7 protein-coding genes and 1 pseudogene are annotated in these 9,960 nt (G+C 69.6%); 4 read left to right on the top strand and 4 right to left on the bottom strand.

Features of this window, described 5'->3' with window-relative positions:
• Positions 1–78: 78 nt before the first annotated feature.
• On the top strand, positions 79–570 hold the full coding sequence (locus tag ACWDSL_RS49345; protein WP_450495805.1) for a hypothetical protein: 492 nt from the start codon (positions 79–81) through the stop codon (positions 568–570).
• 30 nt (positions 571–600) lie between these two features.
• Here the strand turns inward: ACWDSL_RS49345 and ACWDSL_RS49340 are convergent, their stop codons facing one another.
• Positions 601–1,128, bottom strand: a complete 528-nt coding sequence (locus ACWDSL_RS49340) for a DinB family protein (RefSeq protein WP_450495803.1) — start codon at positions 1,126–1,128, stop codon at positions 601–603.
• A 168-nt stretch (positions 1,129–1,296) separates the two neighbouring features.
• Here ACWDSL_RS49340 and ACWDSL_RS49335 point away from each other — a divergent pair, with 168 nt between their 5' ends.
• The gene (locus tag ACWDSL_RS49335) at positions 1,297–1,884 is read left to right on the top strand and encodes a hypothetical protein (protein ID WP_450495801.1); all 588 of its coding nucleotides are present in this window, start codon (positions 1,297–1,299) and stop codon (positions 1,882–1,884) included.
• Between the two features lie 64 nt (positions 1,885–1,948).
• Here ACWDSL_RS49335 and ACWDSL_RS49330 read toward each other — a convergent pair.
• Positions 1,949–3,328, bottom strand: a pseudogene (locus ACWDSL_RS49330) (alpha-amylase); the annotation flags it as partial.
• 327 nt (positions 3,329–3,655) lie between these two features.
• Between ACWDSL_RS49330 and ACWDSL_RS49325 the strand changes: the two are divergent.
• Complete coding sequence (locus tag ACWDSL_RS49325) at positions 3,656–5,263, top strand: GMC family oxidoreductase (RefSeq protein ID WP_450495800.1); 1,608 nt, start codon at positions 3,656–3,658, stop codon at positions 5,261–5,263.
• Positions 5,264–5,404: 141 nt separating this feature from the next.
• Positions 5,405–8,005, top strand: coding sequence for a SpoIIE family protein phosphatase (locus ACWDSL_RS49320; RefSeq protein ID WP_450495799.1), 2,601 nt, complete (start codon positions 5,405–5,407; stop codon positions 8,003–8,005).
• Positions 8,006–8,020: 15 nt separating this feature from the next.
• Here ACWDSL_RS49320 and ACWDSL_RS49315 read toward each other — a convergent pair whose 3' ends face one another.
• Positions 8,021–8,851, bottom strand: a complete 831-nt coding sequence (locus tag ACWDSL_RS49315; RefSeq protein ID WP_450495797.1) for a sugar ABC transporter permease — start codon at positions 8,849–8,851, stop codon at positions 8,021–8,023.
• 2 nt (positions 8,852–8,853) lie between these two features.
• A complete protein-coding gene (locus ACWDSL_RS49310; protein ID WP_450495807.1) occupies positions 8,854–9,732 on the bottom strand; it encodes a carbohydrate ABC transporter permease in 879 nt (292 codons plus the stop codon).
• Positions 9,733–9,960 lie beyond the last annotated feature (228 nt).

Raw genomic sequence — 9,960 nt, 5'->3', positions numbered from 1 at the left:
GCACGGGCCGTACGACGGTGTGCAGATAGCGCAGAAACCACTCGGTGCTGACGGTCGCCGGGCGGCGGCCCGCTGGACGTGGCGGGCGCGGAGGCCCGGGCGGCCTGGGCGCACACCGGCTGTCGGCTGCCGCTGCTGCATTCGCGGGGCGTGCGCGAGGTCAACGCCTGGCGGTTCGCGGCCCAGCGGCTGCCCGAGGGCGGCGGTGCGGCGGACTGGGTGTGCACCCGCGCGGAGACCTGGCGGGGCGCGGGCGACCGGGTGCTGGCCCAGTTCCAGCCCCCGGCCAGGGACCCGGGCGCCCCGGCCGCCATCGTCGCGAGCGCGGACGGCTCCCCGGACTGCGGGCCGCGCGCGCCGCGGGTGCTGGCGGGCGCGCTGTGGAAGTCGCGTACCGGGCGGTGGTATCTGCTGGCGGCGGGCAGCAGGCAGGTGACCGCCGTCGCGGCGCGCGGCGACGTGCGGGGCGCGGCGGCGGGACGGCTGCTGACGCTGCCCGCCGAGGCCGGCGACCAGGCGCGGCTGATCGGCCGGCTGATGGGCGGCGGGCGGCTGACGGCGCTGCGCTGACGGCCTGAGCTGACCTCGGCGCCGCCCCGCTCAGCGTGGTGAGGCCGCGCGCACCATCCGGAGCTGGCCGATCTCGGCGGCGTTCTTCATGAGCTCGGCGTTCACCCAGCCGAGCATATGGGCGACGGTGTGCTGGGGGTCGTTCTGCCAGGGGAAGGGCGCGACGGCCTCCAGGTCGGCGTCGGTGAGCTTGTCCAGCGCCGCCAGCCAGTCCGCACGCAGCCCGCGCAGCCACTCGACGGCCGCCGCGCCGTCACCCGGCCAGCCGATCTCGGTCCGTTCCCGCGGCGTCCGGCCCTGCGCATGGTCGAGGGTCACGCTCCACCACCAGCCGATGTGCCAGCTCAGCCAGGCGATCGTGGGGACGGGCACCGGATCGGGTTCGGTGTCCGCCCAGTCGGGCGCCCAGGTCCCGTCGGGCTGCTGACGTACGGTCCAGCAGTGGACGGCGGGCTCCCACAGGAAGTCCTCCGGCTCCAGCCGCTCCAGGTGGTACTCGAACAGGGACCAGGTCAGCTCGAACTGCCAGCGCGCCAGTTCACGTGGGGAGGTATGCACCCGGCGACCCTGACATACCGTCGCCCCGCCCGGAAAGCGATTATCCGCAGTGCAGCAGAACTGATCCAGAGAACCTCCGTGAACGCTGGATTTCGGCTTGTCGCGTATGGAAGGCTCGCCAGCGTCCATGGAATTCCGAATATTGAATTGGGTACGGCAGGATATCTCGTGCGGATAACGACTTCGATCGCCGCCACCGCCGTCGCGGTGCTGGCACTCACCTTGACCGGCTGCGGAGGCGACGACGGCGACGGCGACGGAAAGTCGGCGTCCGCCAAGGACGAAACGGGCACCAGCCAGTCCGAGAAACCGGGCAAGCCCACTCCTTCCGGCACCGGCGAGTCGGGCGACATGGAGTCCACCGGCCCCACCCCCTCGCCGAGCAGGACCCCCGGCAAGTCCACCCCGGTCCCCAGCCGCACCACCACCAGCGCCCCCACCAAGGCCCCGGTCCCGAGCCGTACGACCGCCGCCCCGCCCACCGCCTCAGGTCAGTTGGCGAGCGCCCAGGGCACGTGGTACTTCCGGATGCGGGACGCGAACGGCAATCTGCTCACCTTGCGGATCAACGGCACGTCCATGGCCCTGACCGGCCCCGACAAGACCTGCCCCGGGACCCTTACGTCCTCCATGGCCGCCTCCTTCTCCTGCGCCGGCAAGACCCTGAACGGCACGGCCCGGGTCAGTGGCCAGACTCTCTCCCTCAGCTGGACCGACGGCACCACGGACCAGTTCTCCCGCACCAAGCCCGCGTAACGGCGCAACGGCGAAGGAGCCGCACATCCACCGATGTGCGGCTCCGACCGACGCCGGGAACTCAGCCGCAGGACCGCGCGCCCACGTGCAGGGCCACCGCCGTGTTCGTGCCGAGGGTCGCGGTGAACTGTCCGGAGGAGTCGACCGTGACGCTCTTGCCGCTCTGCACATCGCAGTAGCCGCCCGCGGGCAGCGAGGTCTGGAAGGTCCGGGTCAGCGAGGTGCCCTCGTGGTTGATGGCGACGTACGCCTTGTCACCGCGTCCGAAGGCGATCGCGTTGTTGCCGTTGTCCCACCAGTTGGCGACGGCCGCACCGCGCGCCGTATTGCGGAAGGCGACCATTTTGATGATCTCGGGCCATTTGTGCTGGCATTTCCAGCCGTCCTGCCAGCAGGCGTTCACCGTGCCCCCGTTCGGCGGCCCGGCGTCGTTGTCGGAGAACTCATAGCCGGAGTGGACGTCCGGGGAGCCGTACGGCCAGGCCAGCATGAAGACATTGGCGAGGGTGTAGTTGGCGTTGTCCTTGTAGGTCAGGGTGGAGCCATTGCGCTCAGTGTCCCAGTTGTCGACGAAGACACCGGATTTGCCCGAGGCCATATAGCCCCAGCCCTCGCCGAAATTGTTGAGGTAGGCCAGCTTCTCGCTGGTGAAGACGCGCTTGAGGTCGCGGCCGTAGCGGAATTCCTGGACATCGCCGTTGCCCAGGTACTCCGTCGGCGAGACGGCCTCGCCCGCGCCGTAGATGGCCTCCTGCTTCCAGTAGACGTTCGGATTGCTCAGCTTGCTCTTGATCGCGGCCAGGTCCTCGGCCGCCATGTGCTTGGCGGCGTCGATCCGGAAGCCGTCCACGCCGAGCGAGAGCAGGTCGTTCAGATACTGGGCGATCCGGTCGCGCACATACGACTCACCGGTGTCCAGGTCCGCCAGGCCCACCAGCTCGCAGTGCTGGACGTTCCAGCGGTCCTGGTAGTTGCTGATCTGCGCGGTGCAGTCGTCCATGTCCTGGGACTGGTAGATGCCCGGGTAGGTGTACTTGGTGTACGAGGAGCCGCCGGTGCCGGTGCCGGATCCCGCTGCCATGTGGTTGATGACGGCGTCGGCGACGACCTTCACACCCGCCGCATGGCAGGTGTCGATCATGTTCTTGAAGGCGGTGCGGTCACCGAGCCGTCCGGCGATCTTGTAGCTGACGGGCTGGTACGAGGTCCACCACTGGCCGCCTTGGATGTGCTCGGTCGCCGGGGACACCTCGACATAGCCGTAACCGGCCGGCCCCAGGGTGCTGGTGCACTCCTTGGCCACCGAGGCGTAGGTCCACTCGAAGAGTTCGGCGGTGACGTCCTTGTCGCCGGGCGGCGCGGCCTGCGCCTGCCCCGGCAGGGCTATCAGCATCGCCGCGCCCGCCGCGAGGGCGAGGGCGGCCGCGAGGGGTCTGCTGGCCATCGTTCCTCCTGCTTGTGGGGGGATTGCGGAAGACGATCGAGCCTCGTGCGGCAACGCGCCGTGCCCGTAAGGCCGTTGAAGGTTCTTGCGGCGAGGAGTCAGAGGGGTCGGCTCCTTGTCGGTCACCGGACCGTACTCCCGGCATTTTCTGGCTGCAAGACCTTACGCAAGTTATTGCGGCGTGTTACGTTCGGCCCGCTCTCCGGTCCGGCCGGCCGGGGCCCGGCGACGGGCCCACGCGCCCGGCCGGTCGGGCCGGTCATCGGGACCATGCGTCGCGTTACGCTGGGTGGTGCGACAGAGCGTCTGAAAGAACAGCTCACGCCCATGGCACACACCAGCCTCGGCACCGTGGACCGGGAGATCGCCACCGACGCCATCCGCCCCGCCTACGATTTCATCGTCTGCGGCGGAGGGACCTCAGGATCCGTCGTCGCGCGGCGCCTGTCGGACAACCCCGAAGCGAGCGTGCTCCTGCTGGAGGCCGGCGGCAGCGACCGGGTGCCGTCCGTCGTCGACTGCACCCTGTGGATGTCCAATATCGGCAGCGAGCGCGACTGGGGCTACCACGCCCAGCCGTCACCGTCCCTCAACGGTCGTACGCCTCCGCTGCCGATGGGCAAGGTGCTGGGCGGCGGCTCCAGCATCAACGCCTCTGTCTGGGCCCGGGGCCACCGCAACGACTTCGACTTCTGGGCCGAGGAGTCCGGCGACCCCGGCTGGTCCTATGCGTCCGTCCTCGACATCTACCGGCGGGTCGAGAACTGGACCGGCCCGGCCGACCCCCGCCGCGGCACCGGCGGCCCCCTGCGTGTCGCCCTCCCGGAGAACCCCGTTCCGCTCGCGTCGGCGCTGGTCGAGGCGGCATCCGGGAGGGGTATCCCCGCGGTCGCCGACCTCAACGCCGATCCGATGGAGTCCGACGGCGGCTGCGGCTGTCCCAACTTGCTGGTCGGCCGGGGCAATGCCAGGGTCTCGGTGGCCGCCACCTACCTCCACCCGGTCATGGGCCGTCCCAACCTCGACATCGTGCTGTGTGCCGAAGTGACCGGGCTGGAGCTGTCGGGGAGCCGGGCGACCGGAGTGGAGTTCATTCAACGGGGCCATACGCGGAGCGTCCGGGCCAGGGAGGAGGTGGTCCTCTCACTCGGTGCCATCAACACACCGAAGCTGCTGATGCTCTCCGGCATCGGAGACCAGGCCGAACTCGCCGCGCTCGGCATCCCGGGCGTCGTGCACCTGCCCGGCGTCGGGAAGAACCTCCAGGACCACATCCTGCTCGCCGGCTGCATCTGGGAGTACCAGGTCCCCGAGGCTCCCCGGAACAACGCCGCCGAGTTCGCCTTCTTCACCAAGAGCGACCCGCCGCTGCCCGGCCCCGATCTGATGCCGGTGCTCGACGAGCTCCCGCTCGCCAGCGAGGTCCTGGTCACCCAGTACGACGTTCCCTCCGGAGCCGATTCCGCCTGGACACTCGCCCCCGGGCTCGCCCGGCCCGCCAGCCGTGGATCCGTGCGCCTGACCGGCGCGAATCCTCTGGCGGCCCCGCGGATCGACGCCAATTTCCTGACCGCCGGAGAGGATGTGAAGGCACTTGAATACTGCGTGGGACTCTGCCGGGAAATCGGCAATTCCCCAGAGGTGAAGCCTTTCGTCAAGCGCGAGGTCATGCCAGGCCCGCTGAGCGGCGACCGACTCGAGACCTTCGTCCGCAACGCGGCCGGTTCGTACTTCCACGAGACCTGCACCGCGAAGATGGGGCGCGACGAGATGTCCGTGGTCGACAGCTCCCTGAGGGTCTACGGCGTCGAGGGCCTGCGCATCGCGGACGGCTCGATCATGCCCCGTGTCACCAGCGGCAACACCATGGCCCCCTGCGTCGTCATCGGCGAGCGAGCGGCGGACCTGATCGCATCCGGTCACGGCGGCAGGTGAGTCCGCGCGCCCGGCGACGGCTTCCCTGCCGCGCCCACCGGCAGGACTCTCTCTCCGCGACAAGAGCTATATTCGGCACATAAGGGATGCCGGGGGCCGGCGATCCCGGCATCGAATTCCCGAGGCGACGCAGGGGACGCCATGGGTGTGGACCAACGCCCGAACATCGCGAACACCCGGCTCAGTCCGTCGGCGCGGACGCGGCTTCGACTCCTGGGCTCCACGGAGGACAACCTGAGTGGCACCGGGTCCCTGTCGCTTGCCCTCGGCCAGGTGGTCGCCGAGCTCGGCGCCCTCGGAGGCATGATCCATGTGCGCGATGCGGACCACGGCGGGCTCCGCCTGTTGGCCAGCGTGGGGCTCCCCGATTCCCTGGTGGCGGGGTGGGAAATCCTCGCGGAGGAGAGCAGCGCGGTCCCCGCGTCATATCTGCGATACGACACCCACGTCACGACGCCTCCTCCGCCCGACGGCCGGCACCGGCCGCCTTCGCCGTCCCCCGGCCACTCCTTCCCCACGGGCCTCGCCTCCGGCGTCGACGAGCTTCCTCGCGGCAGCAGAATGGCCTCCGTGCCGGTGGTCACGGCCGAGGGGCAAACGGTGGGCGCGCTGTCCATACTGGCGGACGCGCCTGGTGACCTCAGCGATGCCCAGTGCGTTTTCCTGCGGTTGGTCGCCGACTGGATCGCCGGGCAGCTGAGGCCCGCCCGACCTGCCGCCGCGGACACCGGACACGCGAGGGAGCCGCCCGGCGGCCACGCCGTCGGCAGTGCCATGTGGCAGCTGAACGACGGCCTTCTCATTCTTGATCGCGACGCACGGCTCACCTTCGCCAACGCGACGGCCCTGAGGCTGCTGGGATCCTCCGCGGAGGAGGTGCCGGGAGCCGAGCTGTGGGGCCACCCGGTGATCCGCCGGACCAAGATGGCCGCCTCCCACAGACGGGCCGTGGCCACCCGGGCACCGGTCGGCTTCGACACCCGGTGGCCCGGGAAGGCAGGCTGGTACCACGTACGCCTCGACCCGGTCCCCGACGGCCTGGTCATCCACATCATCGACATCACCGAACGCCGGGAGCGGCAAGCCGAGCGGTTCGCGGCCGAGCGCACCGTGGCGGAGCGCGTCACCCTCATGGGAGAGCTCACCTCGGCCCTTGCCAAGGCGCTGACCGTCCGGGACGTCGTGAAGGCGGTCGCCGATCGCATGCTTCCGCCTTTCGGCGCGACCGGCCTGATCTGCCAGATCGTCGAAAACGGGCAGTGGCGGATGGTCGGTTCGGCCGGGTACCCGGATCACTTCATCGAGATCATCCATAAGCTGATGGTGACGGACATGTCAGCCATCGTCCGTGTGCTCAACTCCCGCTCCCCGAGCTTCCTGTCCAGTCCGCAGGAGTACGCCGAACAGCACCCGGACGCCGTCGGGTACCTCTACAAAAGCGGGATGTGCGCGTGGGCCTTTCTCCCGCTGATCGCCTCCGACCAGCAGATCGGCTACTGCGCGGTGGCATTCAGCCGACCACGCCACTTCTCGGAGGAGGAGCGCTCCCTGCTCATCGCGCTGAGCGGACTGGTCGCCCAGGCGCTGGAGCGGGCCCGTCTCTTCGACGCCGAGCACACCCGCGCACAGCAGCTGCAGCGCGGCCTGCTGCCTCGTACCCTGCCCGTCGTGCCGGCCGTCACCGCGGCCGCCTGCTATCTGCCTGCCGCCGAAGGCATGCAGGTCGGCGGCGACTGGTACGACCTCATCCCGCTGTCCGGTGAGCGGGTCGCCCTCGTCATCGGCGACGTCATGGGCCATGGGCTGTCCGAGGCCGCGACGATGGGCCGGCTGCGTACGGCCGTCCACACCCTCGCCGACCTCGAACTCCCACCCGACGAACTGCTCACCCACCTCAACGACCTCGTCGGAGCCCTCGGCGACGACTTCTACGCCACCTGCCTCTACACGGTCTACGACCCCACCACCAACGTCTGCGTCTTCGCGAGCGCCGGGCACCCGCCGCCCGCCATCGTCGACCCCGATGGCACCACCCACTTCCCCGACGTCGTCCCCGACCCGCCGCTCGGCGCCGCGATCCCGCCCTTCGAGACCCATGAGGTCCAGCTTCCCGACGGCAGCCTCCTCGTGCTCTACACCGACGGCCTGGTCGAGTCCTCCACCGTCGATATCGATGAGGGCATGGCCCGCCTCGCCCAGGCCCTCACCCGTGCCGCCACACTCCCCTCGGAGCCACCCGACCGCGTGTGCGAGGCCGTCGTCGGCGCGCTGTTGCCAGAGCAGTCCGAGACCCAGGACGACGCCGCTCTGCTGATCGCCCGTGCATGGTCGCTGCCCTATGACCAGGTCGTCTCCTGGAGCCTCCCGGACGGCCCCATCGCCGCCGCCGAAGCCCGCCGCCGGGTCACGGACCAACTGTCCATGTGGAATCTCGACGAGCTGTCGATGACGACGGAACTACTGGTCAGCGAGCTGGTCGGCAATGTCGTCCGGCATGCCAAAGGCCCCATACGGCTGCGCCTGCTCTACGGCCGGACACTGATCTGCGAAGTCTCGGACGGCAGCCTCACCACCCCTCGTATCCGCCGCGCGGCCGACACCGACGAGGGCGGACGCGGACTGCAACTGGTCGCGGCGCTGTCCCAGCGGTGGGGCACTCGTTTCACGGCGACGGGCAAGTGCATCTGGACGGAGCAGATGCTGCCCCCGCACGCCGTGCCGTCGCCCGCCGGCCCCCGGTAGCCGGTAGCCGGGTCATCACGACTTGGTCGCCCCGGCGGTGAGCCCGGCGACCAGGTGGCGCTGGGCCCAGGAGAACACCAGCGTCGCCGGGATGGCGATCAGGACGGCGGCCGCGGTCATGGAGCCCCAGTCCGAGGTGTACTGGTTGACGAAGGTCTGGAGCCCGGCGGAGAGGGTCAGGTTCTCCTCGCCCGTCATGAAGGCGGAGGCGTACGCGACCTCGGCCCAGGCCGTGATGAAGGTGTAGAACGCGGTCACCGCAAGGCCCGGTTTGGCCAGCGGCACCACAAGACGCCAGAAGGTGCCGAAGGGGTTGAGCCCGTCGACCCGGCCGGATTCGTCGATCTCCACCGGGATGGTGTCGAAGAAGCCCTTCATCATCCAGGCGCAGAACGGCACAGCGACGGTGAGGTAGGTGACGATGAGGGCTACCGGCTGGTTGAGCCAGCCCAGCGTCGACATGATGTTGTACAGCGGGACGATGAGGATGGCCACCGGGAACATCTGGGTGATCAGCAGCAGCCACATCAGCGGGCGCATCCCGGGGAAGCGGAAGCGGCTGACGGCGTATCCGGTGGTAGCCGCCACGAACACGCCGAGCAGCGTGGTGATCAGCACGATGAACAGCGAGTTGCCGAACCAGGTGAGGAACTTCGTATCGGCGAGGACGTGGTGGTAGTTGTCCAGCGTCGGGCTCTTCACCACATCCGTGGAGAACGCCTCGCTCTTGGGCTTGAACGAGGTCACCAGCAGCCACAGCGGCGGGAAGACCGCGACGGCGGAGGCGACGATGAGGGTCGCGTGCAGCCCGACCGAGGCCAGTGGGGAACGTCGTTGGTCGCGCATGGTCACCACACCTCTCCCTGCTTGCGGAGTGCGCGGCGGTAGACCGTCGCGAAGAGCATGAGGATCAGCAGGATGAGCACGCCCCATGCCGAGGCGCCCGCGAAGTCGCGCGGGCTGTTGACGAACGACAGCCGGTAGGCGTACGTCACCAGGATCTCGGTGCTGTCGCCCGGTCCGCCGCGGGTGAGCAGGAAGATCACCGGGAACATGTTGAAGGTCCAGATGGTCGACAGCAGCACCACCGTGGAGCTGACCGAGCGCAGCCCGGGCAGGGTGATGTGGCGGAACCGCTGCCAGGGCCCGGCCCCGTCCATCTCGGCGGCCTCGTACAGCTCACCGGGGATGGACTGCAGTCCGCCGAGCAGCGCGACCAGCATGAACGGCACGCCGAGCCAGATGTTCACGGCGATCACCGAGACCTTGGCCATGGTGGGGTCGTTCAGCCAGGGCACGGCGTCGATGCCGCCGCCGTCCAGGATCTTGTTGAGGATGCCGTTCCGCTCGTTGTAGAGCAGGCGCCAGGCGAAGACCGAGACGAAGGCGGGTACGGCCCAGGGCAGGATCAGCAGCGACCGGTAGAGGGTGCGGCCGGCGAATCTGCGGTTGAGGATGACGGCCAGGCCGAGGCCGATGGCGAAGGTGAGGGCGACGCAGGCGGCGGTCCAGGTCACGGTCCAGACGAGCCGGTCCCAGAAGATCGGGTCCTTCAGGATCGCGGTGAAGTTGTCCAGCCCGACGAAGTCGTACGTCGCGGGGATGTGGTTCATCCCGATGTTGCGCTCGACGTTCGCCTCGTTGGCGTCGGTGAGCGACAGATAGATACCGCGCGCCAGCGGATAGCCGATGATCAGGCCGATCACCAGCACGACGGGCGCGACCATGGCCCAGGCGTACCAGTGGCGGCCCAGCGCGTTGCGGATCCGGCCCGGGGGCCGCTTGTTCACCCCGCTCTTCTTGCCGGGCCTGCCGGGCTCGCCGGGCTTATGGGTTTCGGCGGCGGTCTCGCGGACCCGGCCGCGGGGGGCCGCCGCCCCCCCCCCCCTACCGGCCCACAGGCCGGGCGCGACAGCCCACGGCGCGGGGCCTGGGGGGAAACCCGCGGGTGCGCC

It is taken from the genome of Streptomyces sp. NPDC000941, assembly GCF_053599555.1.
Note: the sequence above shows the minus strand (reverse complement) of the source record. Positions and strands in the feature narration are given on the sequence as shown.